Source organism: Pseudomonas sp. REB1044 (genome assembly GCF_038813925.1).
GTDB lineage: Bacteria > Pseudomonadota > Gammaproteobacteria > Pseudomonadales > Pseudomonadaceae > Aquipseudomonas > Aquipseudomonas boreofloridensis.
In genome coordinates this window covers 2,400,472-2,423,786 of sequence record NZ_CP046139.1, presented here as the reverse complement: position 1 = coordinate 2,423,786, position 23,315 = coordinate 2,400,472, and the positions used below count along the sequence as shown (strand labels likewise).

The 23,315-nt window shown below is 64.8% G+C and carries 13 protein-coding genes and 2 pseudogenes; 10 read left to right on the top strand and 5 right to left on the bottom strand.

What is annotated here, in order from left to right:
- Positions 1 to 52: 52 nt before the first annotated feature.
- Positions 53 to 910, top strand: coding sequence for an SDR family oxidoreductase (locus tag GKC70_RS11000; RefSeq protein ID WP_342651330.1), 858 nt, complete (start codon positions 53 to 55; stop codon positions 908 to 910).
- A gap of 67 nt (positions 911 to 977) precedes the next feature.
- Here GKC70_RS11000 and nfuA read toward each other — a convergent pair whose 3' ends face one another.
- From nfuA to GKC70_RS10985, 3 genes are all read right to left on the bottom strand, one after another.
- Entirely contained in the window at positions 978 to 1,562 is a 585-nt protein-coding gene (gene nfuA, locus GKC70_RS10995; protein ID WP_342651329.1) for a Fe-S biogenesis protein NfuA, read from the bottom strand.
- Positions 1,563 to 1,621: 59 nt separating this feature from the next.
- On the bottom strand, positions 1,622 to 2,647 hold the full coding sequence (locus tag GKC70_RS10990) for an acyltransferase (RefSeq protein WP_342651328.1): 1,026 nt from the start codon (positions 2,645 to 2,647) through the stop codon (positions 1,622 to 1,624).
- A 111-nt stretch (positions 2,648 to 2,758) separates the two neighbouring features.
- A complete protein-coding gene (locus tag GKC70_RS10985) occupies positions 2,759 to 5,059 on the bottom strand; it encodes a fatty acid cis/trans isomerase (RefSeq protein ID WP_342651327.1) in 2,301 nt (766 codons plus the stop codon).
- 173 nt (positions 5,060 to 5,232) lie between these two features.
- Between GKC70_RS10985 and metH the strand changes: the two genes are divergently transcribed.
- From metH to GKC70_RS10940, 9 genes and pseudogenes are all read left to right on the top strand, one after another.
- A complete protein-coding gene (metH, locus tag GKC70_RS10980; RefSeq protein ID WP_342651326.1) occupies positions 5,233 to 8,940 on the top strand; it encodes a methionine synthase in 3,708 nt (1,235 codons plus the stop codon).
- A gap of 190 nt (positions 8,941 to 9,130) precedes the next feature.
- The gene (locus GKC70_RS10975) at positions 9,131 to 10,423 is read left to right on the top strand and encodes an aminotransferase class V-fold PLP-dependent enzyme (RefSeq protein ID WP_342651325.1); all 1,293 of its coding nucleotides are present in this window, start codon (positions 9,131 to 9,133) and stop codon (positions 10,421 to 10,423) included.
- 49 nt (positions 10,424 to 10,472) lie between these two features.
- Entirely contained in the window at positions 10,473 to 11,360 is an 888-nt protein-coding gene (locus GKC70_RS10970; RefSeq protein ID WP_342651324.1) for a formylglycine-generating enzyme family protein, read from the top strand.
- Positions 11,361 to 11,449: 89 nt separating this feature from the next.
- Entirely contained in the window at positions 11,450 to 11,767 is a 318-nt protein-coding gene (locus tag GKC70_RS10965; protein WP_295483933.1) for a DUF2388 domain-containing protein, read from the top strand.
- Positions 11,768 to 11,978: 211 nt separating this feature from the next.
- Positions 11,979 to 13,220: a multidrug efflux RND transporter periplasmic adaptor subunit MexE gene (gene mexE, locus GKC70_RS10960; protein WP_039578214.1), complete on the top strand. Its 1,242-nt coding sequence runs from the start codon at positions 11,979 to 11,981 to the stop codon at positions 13,218 to 13,220.
- A 12-nt stretch (positions 13,221 to 13,232) separates the two neighbouring features.
- On the top strand, positions 13,233 to 16,412 hold the full coding sequence (locus GKC70_RS10955; RefSeq protein WP_342651323.1) for an efflux RND transporter permease subunit: 3,180 nt from the start codon (positions 13,233 to 13,235) through the stop codon (positions 16,410 to 16,412).
- A pseudogene (locus GKC70_RS10950) lies at positions 16,409 to 17,823 on the top strand (TolC family protein). Before GKC70_RS10955 ends, GKC70_RS10950 begins: the two are co-directional and overlap by 4 nt.
- A gap of 229 nt (positions 17,824 to 18,052) precedes the next feature.
- Positions 18,053 to 18,697: a LuxR C-terminal-related transcriptional regulator gene (locus GKC70_RS10945; protein ID WP_342651322.1), complete on the top strand. Its 645-nt coding sequence runs from the start codon at positions 18,053 to 18,055 to the stop codon at positions 18,695 to 18,697.
- Positions 18,698 to 18,768: 71 nt separating this feature from the next.
- Complete coding sequence (locus tag GKC70_RS10940; protein WP_342651321.1) at positions 18,769 to 20,103, top strand: hypothetical protein; 1,335 nt, start codon at positions 18,769 to 18,771, stop codon at positions 20,101 to 20,103.
- 23 nt (positions 20,104 to 20,126) lie between these two features.
- On the opposite strand, the pseudogene GKC70_RS10935 reads toward GKC70_RS10940, so the two are convergent.
- Together GKC70_RS10935 and macA are read right to left on the bottom strand one after the other, a co-directional pair.
- Positions 20,127 to 22,126, bottom strand: a pseudogene (locus GKC70_RS10935) (MacB family efflux pump subunit).
- 8 nt (positions 22,127 to 22,134) lie between these two features.
- On the bottom strand, positions 22,135 to 23,292 hold the full coding sequence (gene macA / locus GKC70_RS10930) for a macrolide transporter subunit MacA (RefSeq protein ID WP_342651320.1): 1,158 nt from the start codon (positions 23,290 to 23,292) through the stop codon (positions 22,135 to 22,137).
- Between the last annotated feature and the right edge of the window lie 23 nt (positions 23,293 to 23,315).

The window sequence follows — 23,315 nt, the reverse complement described above, 5'->3', positions numbered from 1 at the left end:
CTGGCTCGCTTCATAGGCAAAGAGACCTTTTCCTTCAGCAGGAGTGATCGCCATGCGCAACTACCCCACCCCACCGTTCGCCTCGCAGCCGCAGACCGTGCCCGGCAGCCAGAAGAACATGGACCCCGTACCCGATTGCGGCGAACAGTCGTACACCGGCAGCGGTCGGCTGACGGGCAAGAAGGCGCTGATAACCGGGGGTGACAGCGGCATCGGCCGCGCGGTGGCCATTGCCTATGCCCGCGAGGGCGCCGATGTGGCCATTGCCTACCTCGACGAGCACGAAGACGCCAAGGACACCGCCAAATGGGTGGAGGCCGAAGGTCGTCAGTGCCTGTTGCTGCCGGGCGATCTGGCGCACAAGCAGCACTGCCACGACATCGTCAGCAAAACCGTCGGGCAGTTCGGGCGCATCGACATTCTGGTCAACAACGCGGCGTTCCAGATGTCGCATGAAACCCTCGACGAAATCGACGACGAGGAATGGGTGAAGACGTTCGACATCAACATCACCGCCATCTTCCGCATCTGCAAGGCGGCGCTGCCGTCCATGCCGCGCGGCAGTTCGATCATCAACACCAGTTCGGTGAACTCCGACGACCCGTCGCCAAGCCTGCTGGCCTATGCCACCACCAAAGGCGCCATCGCCAATTTCAGTGCGGGGCTGGCGCAGATGCTCGGCCAGCAGGGCATCCGGGTCAACAGCGTGGCGCCAGGCCCGATCTGGACACCCTTGATCCCCGCGACCATGCCGGATGAGGCGGTGCGCAACTTCGGTTCGAAAACGCCGCTGGGACGGCCGGGACAGCCGGTGGAGGTAGCGCCGATCTATGTGCTGCTAGGCTCGGACGAGAGCAGCTACATTTCCGGGTCGCGCTATGCGGTGACCGGCGGCAAGCCGATCCTGTGAGGTCATCGCACTGAATGCGATTGGGGCCGCACAATGCGGCCCCAATGCGTCACGCCTTCCACTGGACTCAGTAGTAGGCGTTCTCTTTCTGACTGTGGTCAGTCACATCGCGCACGCCTTTCAGCTCCGGCACCCGCTCGAGCAGCGTGCGCTCGATACCGTCCTTGAGCGTCACGTCGGCCTGGCCGCAGCCCTGGCAACCGCCGCCGAATTGCAACACGGCGATACCGTCATCGACCACGTCGATCAGGCTCACCTGCCCACCGTGGCTGGCCAGACCCGGATTGATCTCGGTCTGCAGGTAGTAGTTGATGCGCTCGTTGAGCGGGCTGTCTTCGTTGACCATCGGCACCTTGGCGTTCGGCGCCTTGATGGTCAGTTGCCCGCCCATGCGGTCGGTGGCGTAGTCCACCAGCGCGTCTTCGAGAAACGGCTCGCTGACGGCATCGATGTATGCAGTGAAGCTCTTCAGACCCACGGCGGTGTCGTCAGGCTTCTCTTCGCCCGGCTTGCAATACGCGATGCAGGTCTCGGCGTACTGGGTGCCCGGCTGGGTGATGAAGACGCGGATGCCGATCCCGGGCGTGTTCTGCTTGGAAAGCAGATCGGCCAGATAATCATGGGCGGCGTCGGTAATGGTTATAGCGCTCATGGAAGTTCCTCACAGACTTGCCGTGCAGTGTACGCCAAAGCCCGGCGTCGGACAAAGTCCTAGTATTTGACTCGGGATAGCGCCGGTGCAGCCTGGTTCGTGGCGAACTGCGCCTTCAATCGCCGGTACAGGCCGCACTCCAGCCACTGGTAACTGAACCACGACAGCAAGCCGATGGCCGGCACGCAGACGGCGAACACCAGGTACGGGTTCAGCGCCAGGCGCTGGCTGACGAACCAGCCGGCCCAGAGCACCAGCACGTGGATCAGGTACACCGAGTAGGAACAATCGCCCAGCGCCTTGAGCACCCGGTTGCCGCGAAAGTATGGCTCCAGGGCGATGAACGCCAGCACCACCATGGCACTGGGCAAGCCCCAGTGCAGCAGGCGTTGCGAGGCGTCGAGCCGATACAACGCGAAGCCGGCCGCCACCAGCACCGCCAAAGGCAGCCAGAGTCCCTCGCGAATCAAACCACGGCGGTACAGCACACCCAGCCCGATCCCCAGCACGAACTCGTAGATGATGTCGTTGTTGTAGAAGCGGCTGAGCACACCAAGACGGCCGAGCACTTCACTGACCAGCAGCAACGCAGCGGTGACCAGAATCAGGTGATGGCGCTGGCGCACCAGAAAGGCCAGGCCGAACAGCAGGTAGAAGAACATCTCGAAGTTCAGCGTCCAGCCGACGTTGAGCGTTGGATAGAGGCCATAGCCACCGGGGTTTTCGGACGGTACGAACAACAGCGACAGCAGCAGATGCTGCCAGTCGAACACCTGATGCGGCATCCAGCGGCTGGCCGCCAGCAGCATCACGGCCATGAGCAAGGTGTAGAACCAGTAGGCCGGCACGATGCGCAGCACGCGGTTGAGGAGGAATTCGCGGGGCGCGATGTCTTTGTCGCGGGTCGAGAGGTAGATCACCAGACCACTGATGACGAAGAAGATGTCCACGCCTACCGCACCGCGCTCGGCGAGCAGGCGGCCCACGGGGCCGTCGGCCTGGAAGTCGAAGAAAATCTGCATGAAGTGGTGGCAGACCACCACCCAGGCGGCGAACGCGCGGAGCGCCTGAAGCGAATACAGCATGGGTTGTCCTGCGATTGTCGGTGCATTCAGGCCCGGCCGTGGCAGCGCGCTGAGCGCTGCCACGGCCGGGCCACCCACCTGTCCGACCACAGTCGACCCGGAAAGGTCCGATCAGAGGTTCTCGTAGCGGTTCATGTCCAGTACCCCGGCTTCGACCGGATCGGTTTCCTCGATGAAGGTGCTCAGATCATGAAAGTACTGCCAGAACTGCGGATGGCTGCGGCGAATGCCCCAGCGCTCGACGATGCGCTCGAGCTTGCCGGTGTCGTCGCGCGCCGCTTCCATGGCATCGACGAATGCCGCCACCTCACTGGCCGGAATGTTGAACATGAAGTTGGGATAACTGCTCAGCACGCCCGGGTACAGGGTCAAGGTATCCAGACCCGGCTGGTAGCGGTAGGCCTCGCCGAGCAGGAACGCGACATTGCTGTGGGCGCGGTTGCGCAGCAGGCTGTAGACCTGGCGCTGACCGCCCTGCCCTTCGATGCGCAGCAGGGTCGCCTCGGGCAGTTGGCCGATCACCTTGAGCCCGGCCGCCGGACGCGACACCAGGCGGCTGAGCGACTGCTCGACGTCACGGAACTGCGCGTTCATCTGCGGCCGCGAGCAATAGGCCCCGGTGCAGCGGTTGATCGGATCGGGGGCCGCGTTGAGGCTGGCGGTGCGTTGCAGCAGCTTGAGGCCGAAATCGCGTTCGGCGTGGTGCTTGTCCAGTTGCAGCCCGCTGGGTGTGTCGGTGTCGATGTCGGTGTAATCCAGCCACATCTTCACCTTGCCGCTGTTCTGGTACCAATCGTCGAGGATCGCCCCGCGCTTCTCGGCGGGCATCAGGCGCAGGAAATTGACCTCGGCGCCATTGCGGATCAGGTCGAAGTACAGGCGCGTCTGCAACTGGTGCGAGACGTTGCCGAACACGTCGAAGTTGACCGCCAACTGATAATAGGTGCGCTCGAGCAGCGGGTAGTCGAACAGCCACATGGTGGTCGGCACATCGCCGATCAGGCCCTTGCTCACCGAGGCGCTGTCGAAGTGGCGGAAGATGCTCAGCAAGGCGTTGTCATTGCCGGCCCACAGCGTCGACCAACTCGGTGGCGGCATTTCGGCATAGGCCTCGCGGCGCAGGGTTTCGTAGTCGTTGCGCTTGTTGCGGTAAGCGCGCCACAGGCTCAACACGCTGCCGACGTCGTCGATCTGTCCAGGCATGGCCAGCAGCGGCGTCGCCTGGCCACGGTACACCGCGTCGGTGACGTAGCGGTCGTGGGCCGGCTCCTGGAACAGCGCCCAGAAGTTGTCGCGGATCACGTCGGTGGCGATCTGCCCACGGCAGACCGGGCCGCGGATGAAGGTGCGCACGAAGTATTCGGCGTTGTCGAGCATGAATTGGTAGCGCGCCACCGCCGGGATCGCTTCGAAGGTCTCGAACGGATTGGCGCGGCGCTGCGGGCCATAGCCTGGCAGCGAAGTGGTCTGCCAATCGCCGCTATAGAACAGCTGCTTGACGCGCTTGAGCTTCTGCGGACCCATCGGGTAGGTGATGTGGGTCTTGTGCACGATCACGCCCTGCACCGGCATCAGCCGGTAGTAGAAATCGCTACCCGGCGGATCGTTGGGCCGCCGCGTGGCGATCAGGTCCACCGGCTGGCCACTGGGCGTGCGCGAACGCACCCACTGGAAGAAGTGACCCGGCTCACCGCCGGTGAAATAGATATGCGCCAGGAACAGGTGCTCGTACAGCCAGCGACCGACCAGCGCTTCGCTGGCGCCTGGGCGGTTGAGCAGTGCCTCCCACTCGGCGATCTGGCTGGCCTCGCTGGCGCTTGGCTGGATCGGCTGGTACTCCACCGGCGCGCCGGCGGCGAGCCAGCGCTGCAAGGTCTGGTGTTCCTGGTCGGTGAGCCCGGTGACCGCCAACGGCATGCCCTCCTTGGGATGGGCGCCAGCGTAGGCGTCGAACTCGTGGGGCAGCGGGCACATGTTGTTGCGCTCCAGGCCCAGGACGATCTCGTCCGGCAACTTGGCATTGGGCGTGAGTGGGGTCTTGTGGCCCAGCTCGAGCATCCGCGCCATCAGCGCCGCCTGGCTGCCCTGGGCGTCGAGCACCGAGTAGAAACCCTTCTTGCGCCAGGCCTCTTCACCCTGGGCGTCGTAGAACAGCCGCGTGGTCGGCACCGCCTCGCTGCGCTCACCCTGGTACACCGGCACTTTCGAGGCGCCGCGCTGCACGCCTTCGGCGCTGCCCAAGTTGAGCTGGCAGGCCGCATCGTTGCAGGCGTGGCAGGCCACGCACTTCTGGGTAAAGATCGGCTGAATGTCCCGGGTGTAAGAAATGCTCGGGCTCGATTGAGGGGCTTGGGCCCATGCGGCGCCACCGAGCAGCAAGGCAAAGGAGGCGGCGATAAAACGTTGCACCATGTGCGCAGTGTCCTGGTTCTTGAGAGCTGTCACGATTGTCTGTATTTCCAACGGGTCTGCGCCTGGCATCGCCAACATGAATCAAATTCATGCAATTGGCCGATGCACCTAAAATCCGTGCAGCTTTGTTATTATCCCGCACTTCCGATCTTCGTCCGACCAGGTTAGTTCTCATGCCCGACCGCAGCGCTCGTCTCCAAGCACTTCAGCACGCACTGAAGGAGCGTATCCTGATTCTGGACGGCGGTATGGGCACCATGATCCAGAGCTATCGTCTGGAGGAAAAGGACTATCGTGGCACGCGCTTCGCCGATTGGCCAAGCGATGTTAAGGGCAACAACGACCTGCTCCTGCTGACCCAGCCCCAGGTGATTGCCGCCATCGAGAAGGCGTACCTGGACGCCGGCGCCGATATTCTCGAGACCAACACCTTCAACGCCACCCAGGTGTCCCAGGCCGACTACGGCATGGAAGCGCTGGTCTACGAGCTCAACGTCGAAGGCGCGCGCATCGCCCGCCAGGTGGCCGACGCCAAGACCCTGGAAACCCCGGACCGCCCACGTTTCGTCGCTGGCGTGCTCGGCCCCACCAGCCGCACCTGCTCGATTTCCCCGGACGTCAACGACCCAGGCTATCGCAACGTCACCTTCGACGAACTGGTGCTCAACTACACCGAGGCCACCCGCGGTCTGATCGAAGGCGGCGCGGACCTGATCCTGATCGAAACCATCTTCGACACGCTCAACGCCAAGGCCGCGATCTTCGCCGTGCAGCAGGTGTTCGAGGAAGATCGGGTCGAATTGCCGATCATGATCTCCGGCACCATCACCGACGCCTCCGGCCGCACCCTGTCCGGGCAGACCACCGAAGCCTTCTGGAACTCGGTACGCCACGCCAAGCCTATTTCGGTAGGCCTGAACTGCGCACTCGGCGCCAAGGACCTGCGCCCCTATCTGGAAGAGCTCTCGGCCAAGGCCGACACCCAGGTGTCTGCCCACCCCAACGCTGGCCTGCCCAACGCCTTCGGCGAGTACGACGAAACCCCGGCGGAAATGGCGGCGGTGGTCGAGGAGTTCGCCGCCAGTGGCTTCCTCAATATCATCGGCGGCTGCTGCGGCACCACCCCAGGCCATATCCAGGCCATCGCCGAGGCCGTGGCCAAGTACCCGCCACGGGCCATCCCGGACATTCCCAAGGCCTGCCGGCTGTCGGGCCTGGAACCGTTCACCATCGATCGCCAGTCGCTGTTCGTCAACGTCGGCGAGCGCACGAACATCACCGGTTCCGCCAAGTTCGCCCGGCTGATCCGCGAAGAGAACTACACCGAAGCCCTGGAAGTGGCGCTGCAGCAGGTCGAGGCCGGCGCCCAGGTGATCGACATCAACATGGACGAAGGGATGCTCGACTCCCAGGCGGCCATGGTGCGTTTCCTCAACCTGATCGCCGGCGAGCCGGACATTTCCCGCGTGCCGATCATGATCGACTCCTCGAAGTGGGAGGTGATCGAAGCGGGCCTGAAGTGCATCCAGGGCAAGGGTATCGTCAACTCGATCTCGATGAAGGAAGGCGTCGAGCAATTCAAGCACCACGCCAACTTGTGCAAACGCTACGGCGCCGCCGTGGTGGTGATGGCCTTCGACGAGGTCGGCCAGGCCGACACCGCCGCGCGCAAGCGGGAAATCTGCCAGCGCAGCTACGACATCCTCGTCAACGAGGTGGGCTTCCCGCCCGAAGACATCATCTTCGACCCGAACATCTTCGCCGTCGCCACCGGCATCGAGGAACACAACAACTACGCCGTGGACTTCATCGAAGCCTGCGCCTACATCCGCGACCACCTGCCCCACGCGCTGAGTTCGGGTGGTGTGTCCAACGTGTCGTTCTCCTTCCGTGGCAACAACCCGGTACGCGAAGCGATCCACTCGGTGTTCCTCTACCACGCCATTCAGAACGGTCTGACCATGGGCATCGTCAACGCCGGTCAACTGGAGATCTACGACGAGATCCCCGCCGCGCTGCGCGAGAAGGTCGAGGACGTGGTGCTCAACCGCACCCCCGAGGGCACCGACGCCCTGCTGGCCATCGCCGACGACTACAAAGGCGGCGGCGCCACCAAGGAAGTGGAAAACGAAGAGTGGCGCTCGATGCCGGTGGACAAGCGCCTGGAGCACGCGCTGGTCAAGGGCATCACCGCCTACATCGTCGAAGACACCGAGCAATGCCGGCAGTTGGCCACGCGACCGATCGAGGTCATCGAAGGACCGCTGATGAGCGGCATGAACGTGGTCGGCGATCTGTTCGGCGCCGGCAAGATGTTCCTGCCGCAAGTGGTCAAGTCGGCGCGGGTGATGAAGCAGGCGGTAGCGCACCTGATTCCGTTCATCGAAGCCGAAAAAGGCGACAAGCCCGAGGCCAAGGGCAAGATCCTCATGGCCACGGTCAAGGGTGACGTGCACGACATCGGCAAGAACATCGTCGGCGTGGTGCTCGGCTGCAACGGCTATGACATCGTCGACCTCGGCGTGATGGTGCCAGCCGAGAAGATCCTGCAGACCGCCCGCGAGCAGAAGTGCGACATCATCGGTTTGTCCGGCCTGATCACCCCGTCGCTGGACGAAATGGTCCACGTAGCCCGCGAAATGCAGCGCCAGGACTTCCACCTGCCGCTGATGATCGGCGGCGCCACCACCTCCAAAGCCCACACGGCGGTGAAGATCGAGCCCAAGTACGCCAACGACGCGGTGATCTACGTCACCGACGCCTCGCGCGCCGTGGGCGTGGCCACCCAGTTGCTGTCCAAGGAGCTCAAGGGCGCCTTCGTCGACAAGACCCGTCAGGAATACGTGGAAGTGCGCGAGCGCACCGCCAACCGCAGCGCCCGCACCGAACGCCTGAGCTACGACCAGGCCATCGCCGCCAAGCCCCAATACGACTGGGCCGCCTACCAGCCGGCAGTCCCCTCCTTCACCGGCGTCAAGGTGCTGGAAGACATCGACCTGCGCGAACTGGCCGAGTACATCGACTGGACGCCGTTCTTCATTTCCTGGGACCTGGCCGGCAAGTTCCCGCGCATCCTCACCGACGAGGTGGTCGGCGAAGCCGCCACGGCGCTGTACCAGGACGCCCGCGACATGCTCGAGAAGCTGATCAGCGAGCAACTGATCAGCGCCCGTGCGGTGTTCGGCTTCTGGCCGGCCAACCAGGTCGAGCACGATGACATCGAAGTCTACGGCGACCAAGGCCAGACCCTGGCCACCCTGCACCACCTGCGCCAACAGACCATCAAGCCCGACGGCAAGCCGAACTGGTCGCTGGCCGACTTCGTCGCGCCGAAGGACAGCGGCGTCACCGACTATGTCGGTGGCTTCATCACCACCGCCGGCATCGGCGCCGAGGAAGTGGCCAAGGCCTATCAAGACAAGGGCGACGACTACAGCTCGATCATGGTCAAGGCCCTGGCCGACCGCCTGGCCGAGGCCTGCGCCGAATGGCTGCACGCCCGGGTGCGCAAGCAGTATTGGGGCTACGCCCAGGACGAGCAACTGGACAACGAGGCGCTGATCAAGGAGCAGTACAGCGGTATCCGCCCGGCCCCGGGCTACCCCGCCTGCCCGGACCACACCGAGAAGGCCACGCTGTTCCGCCTGCTCGACGGCACCGCCATCGGCGAAACCGGCCCCAGCGGCGTGTTCCTCACCGAGCACTTCGCCATGTTCCCGGCAGCCGCCGTCAGCGGCTGGTATTTCGCCCACCCGCAGGCGCAGTACTTCGCGGTCGGCAAGGTGGAAAAGGACCAGATCGAGCGCTACAGCGATCGCAAAGGCCAGGACATCAGCGTCAGCGAACGCTGGCTGGCACCGAACCTGGGCTACGAGGCCTGATCCTGTAGGCGCAGCGGCTCGCGGTTCGCCGCTTGCCGCTACCACCCTCCTAAATTCCTTCCGCGCAGGCTCGTCCATCCCTCACAACAGGTACCTCACCTGCCCTGACGATGGCGAGCCGCGAGAAGGCCATGACACGACCCCTTTGCATTCCCCACCCGCGCACGGCGCCTTCGGGCCACGCCCTGCCATGAACGACCGCCGAACCTTTCTCAAGCAAGCCGGCCTGTTGGCCGCAGCCCTACCCCTCGGCAGCGCCCTGCAGCACAGCGCCCAGGCCGCCACCGCGCCGCCGCACATCCAACCCCAGACCCAGGACAAGTGGCAGCGCCTGCGCCAGTTGTTCGACCAGGACCCCGACTACCTGCACTTCTCCAACTTCCTGATCACCTCCCACCCGCGTCCGGTGACCGAGGCCATCGCCCGCTACCGCGCCCACCTGGACCGCAACCCAGGGCTGGCCATGGACTGGGATCGCGAAGAGGTGTGGCAGCACGAAGCGCGGGTACGCCAAGCCGCCGGTCGCTACCTCAATGCCCGTCCCGGCCAGATCGCCCTGACCGGCAGCACCACCGAAGGCCTGACCCTGATCTTCGGCGGCCTGCAGGTGCGCCCGGACCAGGAAATCCTCATCACTCCCCATGAGCACTACGCCACCAAACACGTCCTGGCCTACCGCAGCCAGCGCGAAGGCACCCAGGTGCGGCGCATTGCGCTGTTCGACCAGCCCGCCAACGTGTCCACCGATGAAATCCTCGGCAACATCGCTGCTGGCATTCGCGACAACACCCGTGTGCTGGGCATGACCTGGGTGCAGTCCGGCAGTGGCGTCAAGCTCCCGATCGGCGAGATCGGCCAACTGGTCGCCGAGCGTAACCGCAATCGCGACGACAAGGACCGCATTCTCTACGTGGTCGACGGTGTGCACGGCTTCGGCGTGGAAGACCTCGACTTTCCCTCCATGCACTGCGACTACTTCATCGCCGGCACCCACAAATGGCTGTTCGGCCCACGCGGCACCGGCATCATTTGCGCCGCCTCGCAAACGCTCGAGCACCTGACGCCGATCATCCCCACCTTCTCCCAGGACAGCGACTTCGCCACCAGCATGACCCCGGGTGGCTACCACGCCTTCGAGCATCGCTGGGCCGTGGACGAAGCGTTCAACCTGCACCTGCAACTGGGCAAGGCGGACGTACAAACGCGCATTCACCAGCTCAACAGCGACCTCAAGCAGCGCCTGCTGGCCTTGCCCGGCATCGAACTGGTCACGCCGCAGCGCCCGGCCCTGTCGTCGGGTTTCAGCTTCTTCCGGGTCAAGGGCCAGGACAGCGACCAGGTAGCGGCCTACCTGATGGCCAACCGGGTGGTCGCCGATGCCGTGGACCGTGACGTCGGCCCGGTGGTGCGGACCGCGCCGGGACTGCTCAACGACGAGCGCGAACTGGACCGCTTCATGGCCATCCTCGAAAAACGCCTGTAGGCCCGCCTGTGGCGTGCCCCGTTTCCCCCTTCAGACAGCGAGACCCGCGATGACTCCACAGCCTCCCCGCCCTCTGTCCGCCCTGCCCTTGGCCCTGGGCCTGGTACTGATGACCGGCCTTTCCGCCAGCGCCCTGGCCGCCAGCCCCACTCAGCCAGGCAAGGTGTTCAAGGACTGCAAGGATTGCCCGGAAATGGTGGTGTTGCCAGCAGGCACCTTCACCATGGGCACCCCCGATGACGAACTCGGGCGCCAGCCCGACGAAGGCCCGCTGCACGAGGTGACGTTCAAGAAAGCCTTCGCCGTCAGCCGCTTCCAGGTCCAGAACGGCGAATGGAAGGCCTACCTGCGCAGCAGCGGTTACCAGGTGCCCAACGGCGACACCCGCCCCGGTCGCGAATGCATTGCCGGCAAGCCGCGCTACCCCCAAGGCGACAAGCAGCCGGCGGTGTGCCTGAACTTCCATGAGGCCGAAGCCTACGCCGCGTGGTTGTCGAAGAAGACCGGCCACGTCTACAAGGTGCAGAGCGAAGCCCAGCGCGAGTATGCCGTTCGCGGCGGCAGCAGCGGCCCGTTCCCCTTCCCCTTCGATGAAGGCGAGGAGTACAGCATCGCCAAGCACGCCAACACCTACGGTCCCAAGGACGGTTTCTCCTACACCTCGCCTGCCGGTAGCTACCCACCCAATCCCTACGGCGTGTACGACGGTCACGGCAACGTCTACGAGTGGACCCGCGACTGCTACGTCGACAGCTACGCCACGGCGCCCACCGACGGCAGCCCGCAGACCAAAAGCGGCGAATGCGCCGACCGTCGGGTGATTCGCGGCAACGACTACACCGAGGCGCCGATCTTCTCGCGCTCCGGCAACCGCAACGAACGCAGTTCGACCCTGCGCGGCGATTGGCTTGGTTTCCGTGTGGTGCGCGAGCGCTGAGCTCACCTGCAAAAAAATCGAACTGTGCCGGCAACGCACCGCTCATACGTGCATGCAGTACATCCCGTGAAGCTTCTGGAGGATTGACCATGCGTTACGCGCTGCTTGTCCCGGCACTGGTGCTGTGCATTCCCGCAGGTTCGGCGCTGGCACGCGTCGATGGTCGCGACGTCGCGACCTCGGCGGGTGTCTCGGCGTCGCTGTATTCCACCTTCAAGGACGACAAACGGATCATCCCTGCCCGCGACGAACTGTCATCGTTCGTGGCCAGCGGTGGTGCGATCCGTGGGGTCTATGTCGACGCTGCGCTGCAGCGGGCGCGGCAAAGTCATCCCGGCCTGCAGGTCAGCGACGAAGAGCTGGCCCAGGCGCTGCTGTCGCAGGATGACCTGCTGGCAGAACAGTAACCCGCCTGTCCAGGAGCGGGCTCGCCCGCTCCTGCGAAGCAGCGTCAGACCGCAGATGCACTCGACCTGCCGCCTCATTCGCCACTCTGCTATCGATCCATTCAGCCAATCTATCAATCAGCTTGATAGTGACCTTCGAGTCATTCGATTCGTTACCGCCGCCTGACGCTCGCAGAATCCGCCCACTATTCCTACATTGGCGGAGTTCTCCATGGAACCTTCATTCAAGGCCCTGCGCCTACCCCTCGCTGCCCTGGCAGTGGCGGTGATCAGCGCCTGCGGCAAGACCCCTGACGCCACGCAAGCACCCGCCGCGCCCACCGTCAGCGTGGCCAAGGTGATCGAGCAGCCGATCAACGAATGGGACGAATTCACCGGCCGCCTGGAAGCGCCGGAAACCGTCGAGGTGCGCCCGCGCGTCTCCGGGCAGATCGACCGCGTGGCCTTCACCGAAGGCGCCCAGGTCAACAAGGGCGACCTGCTGTTCCAGATCGACCCGCGCCCCTTCCAGGCCGAAGTCCGCCGCCTCGAAGCACAACTGCAACAAGCCAAGGCCAGTGCCACCCGCAGCGCCAACGAAGCCCGTCGCGGCGAGCGCCTGCGCGACAGCAACGCCATCTCCGCCGAACTGGCCGAGTCGCGCAGCAGCGCCGCCGCCGAAGCGCGTGCCGGGGTCGAAGCCATTCAGGCGCAGTTGGACCTGGCCCGCCTGAACCTGAGTTTCACCCGCGTCACCTCGCCGATCAGTGGCCGCGTCAGCCGCGCCGAGTTCACCGCCGGCAACATCGTCACCGCTGACGTCACGCCACTGACCAGCGTGGTCTCCACCGACAAGGTCTACGCCTATTTCGACGCCGACGAACGCGTCTACCTCAAGTACACCCAGCTCGCACGCCAGGGTCAGCGCGGCCAGAGCACCCCGGTGTACCTGGGCCTGACCAACGAAGCCGGCAACCCGCACCTGGGCCAGATGAACTTCGTCGACAACCAGGTCAACCCACGCACCGGCACCATCCGTGGGCGCGCCGTGTTCGACAACCGCGACGGCCAGTTCACCCCCGGCCTGTACGCCCGCTTGAAGCTGGTCGGCAGCGCCCAGTACGACGCCATGCTGATCAACGACGAAGCCGTCGGCACCGACCTGGGCAAGAAATTCGTGCTGGTCATGGACCAAGACAACAAGGCCACCTACCGCGCGGTGGAATTGGGGCCCAAGCTCGAAGGCCTGCGCATCGTACGCAGCGGCCTGAACAAGGACGAGCGCATCGTCGTCAAGGGCCTGCAGCGCGTGCGTCCCGGCTCGCCGGTCACGCCCCAGGAAACGCCGATGGCCAGCGACGACACCCTGGCCACCCTCGCCCGTCAGCGTGAGGCGCTGCAAGCCAGTAACCCCGCACCGGCCGTGGCCGGCTCGACCGTTAAAGTCGCCAGTGCCCCAGCACCGCGCGGTTAAGGGACGACACCCATGAACTTCTCGAAATTCTTCATCACCCGGCCGATCTTCGCCGCCGTGCTGTCGCTGGTCCTGCTGATCGCCGGTGCGATCTCGCTGTTCCAACTGCCGATCAGCGAATACCCCGAAGTGGTGCCACCCACGGTGGTGGTGCGCGCCAACTTCCCCGGCGCCAACCCCAAGGTCATCGGCGAAACCGTCGCCGCGCCGCTTGAACAGGCGATCACCGGGGTCGAGAACATGCTGTACATGTCCTCGCAATCCACCGCCGACGGCAAGCTCACGCTGACCATCACCTTCGCCCTGGGCACCGACCTGGACAACGCCCAGGTGCAGGTACAGAACCGCGTGACCCGCACCCAGCCCAAGCTGCCGGAAGAAGTCACACGCATCGGCATCACCGTCGACAAGGCCTCGCCCGACCTGACCATGGTCGTGCACCTGACCTCGCCGGACCAGCGCTACGACATGCTCTACCTGTCCAACTACGCCATCCTCAACATCAAGGACGAGTTGGCGCGCCTGGGCGGCGTGGGCGACGTGCAACTGTTCGGCATGGGCGATTACTCGCTGCGCGTGTGGCTCGACCCGAACAAGACCGCCTCGCGCAACCTCACCGCCAGCGACGTGGTCGCGGCGATCCGCGAGCAGAACCGCCAGGTCGCCGCCGGCCAGCTCGGCGCGCCGCCCGCGCCCGGCTCCACCAGCTTTCAACTGTCGATCAACACCCAGGGCCGCCTGGTCAGCGAGGAGGAGTTCGAGAACATCATCATCCGCGCCGGTGCCGACGGCGAGATCACCCGCCTGAAAGACATCGCTCGGGTCGAGCTGGGCTCCAGCCAATACGCCCTGCGCTCGCTGCTGAACAATCAGCCGGCAGTGGCCATCCCGATCTTCCAACGCCCTGGCTCCAACGCCATCGAGATCTCCGACGAAGTGCGGGCCAAGATGGCCGAGCTGAAGAAGGACTTCCCCGAGGGCATGGACTACAGCATCGTCTACGACCCCACTGTGTTCGTCCGTGGCTCCATCGAAGCGGTGGTGCACACCCTGTTCGAAGCCCTGGTGCTGGTGGTGCTGGTGGTGATCCTGTTCCTGCAGACCTGGCGCGCCTCGATCATCCCGCTGATGGCGGTCCCGGTATCGCTGATCGGCACCTTTGCAGTGATGCACCTGTTCGGCTTTTCGCTCAACGCCCTGTCGCTGTTCGGCCTGGTGCTGGCCATCGGCATCGTGGTGGACGACGCCATCGTCGTGGTTGAAAACGTCGAGCGCAACATCGCCCTAGGCCTCAAGCCCCTGGAGGCCACGCAGAAAGCCATGAGCGAGGTCACCGGGCCGATCATCGCCACCGCCCTGGTGCTGTGCGCGGTATTCGTACCGGCCGCATTCATCTCCGGCCTCACCGGTCAGTTCTACAAGCAGTTCGCCCTGACCATTGCTATCTCCACGGTGATCTCGGCGTTCAACTCGCTGACCCTGTCGCCGGCCCTGGCGGCCGTGCTGCTCAAAGAGCACCACGCACCGAAGGACCGTTTCTCGCGGGTGCTCGACCGGCTGCTGGGCAGTTGGCTGTTCGCCCCGTTCAACCGTTTCTTTGACCGCGCCAGCCATCGCTACGTGGGCGGCGTGCGCCAGGTCATCCGCTCCAGCGGCATTGCCCTGTTCGTCTACGCCGGCCTGATCGGCCTGACCTACCTGGGCTTCTCCTCGACGCCGACCGGCTTCGTCCCGGCGCAGGACAAGCAGTACCTGGTGGCCTTCGCGCAACTGCCCGATGCCGCCAGCCTCGACCGCACCGAGGCGGTGATCAAGCGCATGAGCGAGATAGCCCTCAAGCAACCCGGCGTAGCCGACTCTGTGGCCTTCCCGGGCCTGTCGATCAACGGTTTCACCAACAGCCCCAACAGCGGCATCGTGTTCACCCCGCTCAAGCCGTTCGACGAGCGTCGCGACCCCAGCCAGTCGGCCGGTGCCATCGCTGCGGCGCTGAACGCGCAGTTCGCCGACATCCAGGACGCCTACATCGCAATCTTCCCACCGCCGCCGGTTCAGGGCCTGGGCACCATCGGCGGCTTCCGCCTGCAGATCGAGGACCGCGGCAACCTGGGCTACGAGGCGCTGTACAAGGAAACCCAGAACATCATCGCCAAAAGCCGCGAGGTGCCTGAACTGGCCGGGCTGTTCACCAGCTACCAGGTCAACGTGCCGCAGGTCGATGCCGCCATCGACCGGGAAAAGGCCAAGACCCACGGGGTGGCGATCAACGACATCTTCGACACCCTGCAGGTCTACCTGGGATCGTTGTACACCAACGACTTCAACCGGTTCGGTCGCACCTACCAGGTCAACGTCCAGGCCGAACAACAGTTCCGCCTCGACGCCGAGCAGATCGGCCAGTTGAAGGTGCGCAACAACCTGGGCGAGATGATTCCGCTGGCCACCTTCCTCAAGGTCAGCGACACCTCCGGGCCTGATCGGGTCATGCACTACAACGGCTTCATCACCGCCGAGATCAACGGCGCGGCAGCCCCCGGCTACAGCTCGGGTCAGGCCGAAGCGGCGATCGAGAAGCTGCTCAAGCAGGAATTGCCCAATGGCATGACCTACGAATGGACTGACCTGACCTACCAGCAGATCCTGGCCGGCAACACCGCGTTGTTCGTCTTCCCGCTGTGCGTGCTGCTGGCGTTCCTGGTACTGGCGGCGCAGTACGAAAGCTGGAGCCTGCCGCTGGCGGTGATCCTGATCGTGCCGATGACCCTGCTGTCGGCCATCACTGGGGTGATCATCTCCGGCGGTGACAACAACATCTTCACCCAGATCGGCTTGATCGTGCTGGTGGGCCTGGCGTGCAAGAACGCCATCCTCATCGTCGAGTTCGCCAAGGACAAACAGGCCGAGGGCCTCGACCCGCTGGCGGCGGTCCTGGAAGCCTGCCGCCTGCGTCTGCGGCCGATCCTGATGACCTCCATCGCCTTCATCATGGGCGTGGTGCCGCTGGTGTTCTCCTCCGGTGCCGGCGCCGAGATGCGCCATGCCATGGGCGTGGCGGTGTTCTCGGGGATGATCGGGGTGACCGTGTTCGGCCTGTTCCTGACGCCGGTGTTCTTCAACCTGATACGCCGCCGGGTCGCCCGCCGTCAGGCTGGCACCGCCGAGCCTGCGCACACCCTGGAGAATCCTGCATGAGCCTGCTCAAACCCCTGACCCCGAGCCTGCTGGCGCTGGCCCTGGCGGCCTGTGCGGTGGGCCCGGACTACCACGCGCCGGACACCGCCCCGGCGCGGCTGGACAGCGCCGCAGCGGCGCAGACCCTGGACCGCAGCCGCTTCGAGAGCCGTTGGTGGAAACAGTTCGACGACCCGACCCTGGACCAGTTGGTGCAGGCGTCGCTGCAGGGCAACCGCGACCTGCGCGTGGCCTTCGCCCGACTCAAAGCCGCGCGGGCGATCCGCGAGGACGCCGACAACGACGACCTGCCGGTGGTCACCAGCCGCGCCAGCAGCGAGATCGGCAAGGGCCAGGTGCCGGGTCAGACCGATCGCCGGGTCAACCAAGAGCGCTACGACCTGGGCCTGGACATGGCCTGGGAGCTCGACCTGTTCGGCCGCATCCAGCGGCGCATCGAGGCCAGCGCGGCCCGCGAAGACGCAGCCCTTGCCGATCTGCAGCAGTTGCAGGTCAGCCTGATCGCCGAGCTGGTCGACGCCTATGGTCAACTGCGTGGCGCCCAGTTGCGCGAAACCATCGCCCTGGCCAACCTGCAGACCCAGCAGGATTCGCGGCGCATCACCGTGACCCTGCGCGACACCGGCGTGGGCAACGAGCTGGACGTGGTCCGCGCCGACGCGCGGCTGGCGGCGGTCGAGGCCAGCGTGCCGCAACTGCAAGCCGAACAGGTGCGCGCCCGCAACCGCATCGCCACCCTGCTGGGTCAGCGCCCGGACGCCCTGAGCGTGGACCTCTCGCCCAGGCAACTGCCGGCCATCGCCAAGGCCCTGCCGGTGGGTGATCCGGGCGAGCTGCTGCGCCGCCGTCCGGACATTCGCCGCGCCGAGCGCCAGCTCGCCGCCGCCACCGCCGATGTGGGCGTGGCCACCGCCGACCTGTTCCCCCGGGTCAGCCTCAGCGGCTTCCTGGGTTTCACCGCCGGACGCGGTTCGCAGATCGGCGCTTCGGCAGCCAACGCCTGGGCACTGGGCCCGAGCATCACTTGGGCGGCCTTCGACCTGGGCAGCGTGCGTGCGCGACTGCGCGGCGCCAAGGCCGACGCCGAGGGTGCCCTGGCCAGCTATGAGCAGCAGGTGTTGCTGGCCCTGGAAGAATCGTCGAACGCCTTCAGCGACTACGGCAAGCGCCAGCAGCGCCTGCTGTCGCTGATGCGCCAGAGCGACGCCAGCCGCAAGGCGGCGGAGCTGGCCTCGATCCGCTACCGCGAAGGCACCGCCGATTACCTGGTGCTGCTCGATGCCGAACGGGAAAAACTGGCGGCCGAAGACGCCCAGGCCCAGGGCGAAGTGGAGCTGTACCGCGGCATCGTCTCGATCTACAAGGCCCTGGGGGCGGCTGGCAGCCGGAGGCCGTCGCCAGCGTGAAGTAACGACCCCGGCAGCGCCTGCAACGACTCCTTTGGTGGATCTCCACCAGCCCTTAGCCCCGCCGGCCTCGGTCAGCGGGGCTCTTTTATCCAGCCACTCCAGCACGGCCATTTGTTAAGGCACCCACTGAATCGTTGTACTAGGATAGCGACCAAAGCCAATCGGAATGATAGCTATGTGCTATTATCCGACAGCAACACCAGGACGATTCACCCACCCATGGATGCCACGATGAATTCGCACCTGTTCTTCCCGCAAGTCGGCAAAGTCATTGCCAGCACCGGCAGCCGCCAGTTTCCGCGCCTGCTGCATGACCTGATCCAAACCCACCTGAGCGTCGACGCCACGCACATCCGCCAGGTACGCCCGGCCTCCAGCGCCAACGGCCACAGCACCACATTGCTCAGCGAAACCGTGTTCAGCGGCGCCGAACAGGACGGGCTGGAACTGGTCGCTCCCGCGCGTCTGCACCTGGTGCGGCGTACCCCCGACTATCACTACGAACTGCACGTGCTGCGCGCCGACGACGCGGCGTTCTCGGCCTGCGAGCGCGACCGGCTGCTGGACATCTCGCCGTTGCTGCTGCCCATGCTGCACAAGCACTTGGAAGCGTTGCAGCCCAGCATTGCCGAGCGCAGCAGTACCGACACCCTTCAACGCCGTTTCCAGGAGCGCCTCGACCAGGCGGACCTGACCTTGTCCAACCGCGAGCTGCAGGTATGCCTGGGCCTGCTGACCGGACGCACCGCGCCGCAGCAGGCTGAGCACCTGCAACTCAAGGTCAATACCGTGGAGAGCTACCTGCGCCGCGCAGCGATCAAGTTGGGTATCAGTGGGCGACATGCACTGCTGCGCTGGCTGTACGGGGATACCTGACAATATTGTCAGTATCGGCACGACCTCCTCTGCTCTTAGGCTGAAAGCCGAACCCGCACAGGAGCACGTTCATGAACGACAAACCCGGCACCCTCGACCCTGCTTATGGTCAAAACGGTATCGCCACGCCACCGGCCGATCCACCCGCGCCTGATGTTCACTCTCTGCAAGTGACTGCGCTATGCGCTGATGCCGACGGATCGCTGGTCTACTACGGGCTCAATCCCGGCGAGGACCTGCCTTATCGATTCGCTCGTCTGGATCCCGATGGTCACTACCCCAGCGACGGTGGGCATGTGATCGTCCAACCTGATGAGCACTATCCTGACGGCAGCCAACACTGCCCCGCCTTGTTCAGAACGACGCTCGCAGAACGGACCGTCTATTTGGCAGCAGGCCAACCCGCCTACTTCGAAGAGTCCACCGACCGGGTACTCAATTACATCAGCATCGCGCGCTTTGATGAGCAGTTCCAGTTGGTGCCGTCATTCGGCGAGCACGGCATGGCGTTGCCCGATCCAGGCGAGCCGTGGATACCGATACCCAGCGGTGAACAATCCAAGCGACGGTCTGCACATCCGGGAATCACCCGCTCACCCCGCCCGATCCAAAGTCATGTTATCGGTGTGTCCGACGGCGTGATCCGGGTGATCTTCCCACAAACGACGGAAGATGCTTTCGGCGACCCTGTCATTACTGCGCGCATTCTGCTGCTGGACGCTGACAGTGGAGAACAGGTTGCCGGGCTCGGTGAACATGGCGAGCAAAGCGCTCTAGATCTCACCGACGAAGACGGCAATCCTCTAAATGTTTATTTAGCCCACTTTCTTCCTGAGGGCGGGTTCATCGTCCTGGCCGAGCGAGTCGATGGCCGAATGGTACTCAAGCGGTATGAGGTCAATGGCTTGGTCCGACGTTCGTTTGCGGGCGGTGCGGTCGAGCTCGATCTGTTTTCTTACACCATTGGACTGCGTCCGGGACTGGCAGTGGATGACAGCCGCATCGTCATCACTCGAGCGATCAGTTCCAAAGCACTGGAGCCGACCACCGTGTTCTGCTTCGACCTCGAAGGCGAGCGCGACAGCGAGTTCAATGATGGGCAACCGCTTACGCTCAGGCCGGCAGACGGTGGCCTGGTGCTGAACAGGGTCGGGATTGACACACATGCCAGGATCGTCCTGGCGGGCGATCATCTCACCCGACAGCAGGGCATGTTGTGCGTCGCACGCCTCGAGCGCTCTGGCGCCTTGGACAAGGGCTTCGCGGACGGCGGTTACTTCGAGATGGGCAGTGACCTGATCTCGGCCGGTGGTCTGTTCCTCGATCCAGATGCCATCCGTGTTGCATCGCAGTTCCCCACCTTCCAAGGCGCGTTCCTTGACCGCGCGATCAAACTACTGGCATGAGTCACCACTCGCTGGCGCGGCCTTCAATCGCGCGCCAGCGCCTCTATCGGATCCAGGCGCGCCGCGTTGCGTGCCGGCACAAAGCCGAACAGCACGCCGATCAAGGTGGAGCAGGCGAACGCCGTGGCGATCGATGCCGGTGAGAAGACCATCTGCCACTGCTGGACGAACAGCGTGAACAGGTAGCCGATCCCATACGACAGGCCGATGCCCACCAGCCCGCCAAAAGACACACCATCACCGCCTCCACCAAAAATTGCTGGCGGATATCCGACTGCCGCGCCCCCACCGCCATGCGGATGCCGATCTCACGGGTGCGCTCGGTGACCGACACCAGCATGATGTTCATCACCCCGATGCCACCGACCACCAGCGAAATCACTGCGATCAGCGACAACAGCAAGGTCAGCGAGCGGCTGGTCTTCTGCACCGTCTGCATGATGCTGTCCAGGTTGTTGGTGAAGAAATCCTTGCTGCCATGGCGCTGCAGCATCAGCGCGTTGACCTCCTGATTCACCCGCTGGCTGGGAATGCCGTCCTTGATCCGCACGCTGATGCTGTCCAGGTGACGTTGGCCGAGCACCCGCCCGGCGGCGGTCTCGTAGGGCACCCAGACGTTCAGCGCATTGCCGGCGGCGAACAGGTTCTTGGTGTCCTTGGTCACCCCGATCACCGTGCACGGCAGGTTGCCGATCAGGATCACCTGACCGAGCGGATCGACGCCTGCGCCGAACAGCCGCTGGCGCGTGTTGTGGTCGATCACCACGACCTGGGCCTGGCGCCGGGCGTCGCTTTCGCTGAAGGCGATGCCGGCAGCCAGCTCGATGTTGCGCACCTGGAAATAGCGCTCGCTGACGCCGTTGAGCTGCACGTCCAGGTCGATGTTGCGGTAGCGCACCAGCAGGCTGCGGCCGATCACCGGGGTGGCGCTGTCGACGTAGTACAGCTGGTTCAGCGCCTGCACGTCGCCGAGCACCAAGGTCTCGATGCTCTTGGCTCGACTGTCCCCGAAGTTGCTCCCCGAATAGATGTCGATGGTGTTGCTGCCGATCGCCTGGATGTCCTTGAGCACGTAACCCTTGGCGCCTTCGCCGATGGCCGAGATCGACACCACCGACGTGATGCCGATGACGATGCCAAGCATGGTCAACAAGGTGCGCATGCGGTGCGAAACCAAGGCGATCCAGGCCATGTTGAAGGCCTCGCGGAACAGCCCCAGGTTGGCCACCAGACGCCGCGTCGGACGAGGCTGGCGCTGGGGCTCGGCCGCCACCGCGGCGGGCGCCGCCTGCGCCGGGTTGCGCCGGTCGCTGACGATCTGCCCATCGCTCACTTCGATGATCCGCTGGGCATGGGCCGCGACCTTCGGATCATGGGTCACCAGGATCACCGTGTGCCCGGCACCGTGCAGTTCCAGCAGGATCGCCATCACCTCCTTGCCGCTGACGGTGTCCAGCGCCCCGGTCGGCTCGTCGGCAAGGATCACCTCGCCACCGTTCATCAAGGCGCGACAGATACTCACCCGCTGCTGCTGGCCGCCCGACAGTTGGCTGGGGCGATGACTCAAGTGCCCGCCCAGGCCCAAGCGCCGCAGCAGCGCTTCGGCGCGCTGGTGACGCTGCGCCGAAGGCGTACCGGCGTATACCGCAGGAATCTCGACGTTGCGCAGCGCGTCCAGGTGCGGCAGCAGGTGGTAACGCTGGAAAATGAAGCCGAAATGGTCCCGGCGCAACGCGGCGAGGGCCTCGTCATCCATGTCACGGGTTTCCTGACCATCGACCTGGTAGGAACCGGCGCTGGCGTGGTCGAGGCACCCCAGGATGTTCATCAGCGTCGACTTGCCCGAACCGGAGGCGCCGATGATCGCCACCAGCTCGCCGGCGTGAATGTCCAGGTCGATGTGGCGCAGGGCGAGAAACTCGCGGTCTCCCGCCATGAAACTGCGGCTCACGCCCTCCAGGCGCAGCAGCGGCTGCGCGGCGATCTGTACGGGTGTGCGCTGCGCACCGGGCGCGACGTTCATGTTCATGCTCACGCCCCCGCCGCATCGCCGATGGGCTCGCCGATCACCACCCGGTCGCCTTCGGCCAGGCCTTGCTTGATCTCGACCCTGACGTTGTTGTTGATCCCGGCCTGGACCTGGCGCACCTGGGCGAAACCTTTGTCATCGAGCACGCGCACGGCGAAGCGACCCTCGCCCTCGCCCGGCCCTAGCGCCGCCACCGGCACGTTGAGCACCGCTTCGGCAGTGGCCAGCACGATGCGCACCTGGGCGGTCATGGCAATGCGCAACCGATGGTCGGGGTTGGGCACCTCGAACAGCGCGTTGTAGAACACCGCGGTGTTCTGCTTGGGCGCGGCGCCGCCGCTGCGGTCGCTGCTTTCCAGGTAGTTCTGCGGCGCCGGTTCCGTGCCGCGCAAGGTGGCGTAGTAGCGGCGGTCCTCGCCGAGGATGGTGAAGTACACCGGCTGCCCCGGCGTGATGTGGATCACGTCGGCTTCCGAGACCTGCGCCTTGACCGTCATGGTGTCCAGGTCGGCGAGTTTGAGGATCACTGGCGCCAGTTGCTGGGCGATCACGGTCTGGCCTTGCTGGGTGACGATGCCCACCACATCGCCGTCGATCGGCGCGCTGATGCGGGTGTAGTCCAGGTTGACCTTGGCCGTGTCGATCTGCACCTGGGCGCTCTTGATCTGCGCGTCCAGCGAGTTGAGGGTGGCCTGCTGCACCTGATACTCGGACTCGGCGTTCTCGAAGTCCTGGCGCGAGATCGACTCGTCGTCCTGCAGCGCCTGGTAGCGCTCGTACACCCGCCGCGTCTGGTTGACCCGGGCCAGAGTCGAGCGTCGCTCGGCCTGCAGCTTTTCCTCGTCGACCTGAGCCTGGCGCAGGGTGTTGCGCAGCACCAGCGGGTCGATCTCGGCCAGCCACTGGCCCTTGCTCACCTTGTCGCCCAGCTTGACCTTCAGCGAGCGTAACTGCCCGGACACCTGGGCGCCGACATCCACCTGGCGGATGCCTTCGAGTACCCCCGTGGCCAATACCGCATTCTCGATGTCGCCGCGTTCGACCGTGGCGGTGATGTAGCGCGGCGCCTTGGCCGGCGCCTGCACCGCGTACAGGGCGATGCTGGCCACCAGGGCCAGGGCGCAGGCCAGGCCTGCCTTGCGAAATCCATTCTTGTCCATAAGCACTCGTTTTCCATTGCCAA

What these genes read in the sequence shown, in the direction of transcription:
- macA (WP_342651320.1), bottom strand. Translation starts at nt 23,292, where the DNA reads ATGGACAAGAATGGATTTCGCAAGGCAGGCCTGGCCTGCGCCCTGGCC.
- GKC70_RS10955 (WP_342651323.1), top strand. Translation starts at nt 13,233, where the DNA reads ATGAACTTCTCGAAATTCTTCATCACCCGGCCGATCTTCGCCGCCGTG.
- GKC70_RS10975 (WP_342651325.1), top strand. Translation starts at nt 9,131, where the DNA reads ATGAACGACCGCCGAACCTTTCTCAAGCAAGCCGGCCTGTTGGCCGCA.
- nfuA (WP_342651329.1), bottom strand. Translation starts at nt 1,562, where the DNA reads ATGAGCGCTATAACCATTACCGACGCCGCCCATGATTATCTGGCCGAT.
- GKC70_RS10940 (WP_342651321.1), top strand. Translation starts at nt 18,769, where the DNA reads ATGAACGACAAACCCGGCACCCTCGACCCTGCTTATGGTCAAAACGGT.
- GKC70_RS11000 (WP_342651330.1), top strand. Translation starts at nt 53, where the DNA reads ATGCGCAACTACCCCACCCCACCGTTCGCCTCGCAGCCGCAGACCGTG.
- GKC70_RS10990 (WP_342651328.1), bottom strand. Translation starts at nt 2,647, where the DNA reads ATGCTGTATTCGCTTCAGGCGCTCCGCGCGTTCGCCGCCTGGGTGGTG.
- GKC70_RS10945 (WP_342651322.1), top strand. Translation starts at nt 18,053, where the DNA reads ATGAATTCGCACCTGTTCTTCCCGCAAGTCGGCAAAGTCATTGCCAGC.
- mexE (WP_039578214.1), top strand. Translation starts at nt 11,979, where the DNA reads ATGGAACCTTCATTCAAGGCCCTGCGCCTACCCCTCGCTGCCCTGGCA.
- GKC70_RS10985 (WP_342651327.1), bottom strand. Translation starts at nt 5,059, where the DNA reads ATGGTGCAACGTTTTATCGCCGCCTCCTTTGCCTTGCTGCTCGGTGGC.
- GKC70_RS10970 (WP_342651324.1), top strand. Translation starts at nt 10,473, where the DNA reads ATGACTCCACAGCCTCCCCGCCCTCTGTCCGCCCTGCCCTTGGCCCTG.
- GKC70_RS10965 (WP_295483933.1), top strand. Translation starts at nt 11,450, where the DNA reads ATGCGTTACGCGCTGCTTGTCCCGGCACTGGTGCTGTGCATTCCCGCA.
- metH (WP_342651326.1), top strand. Translation starts at nt 5,233, where the DNA reads ATGCCCGACCGCAGCGCTCGTCTCCAAGCACTTCAGCACGCACTGAAG.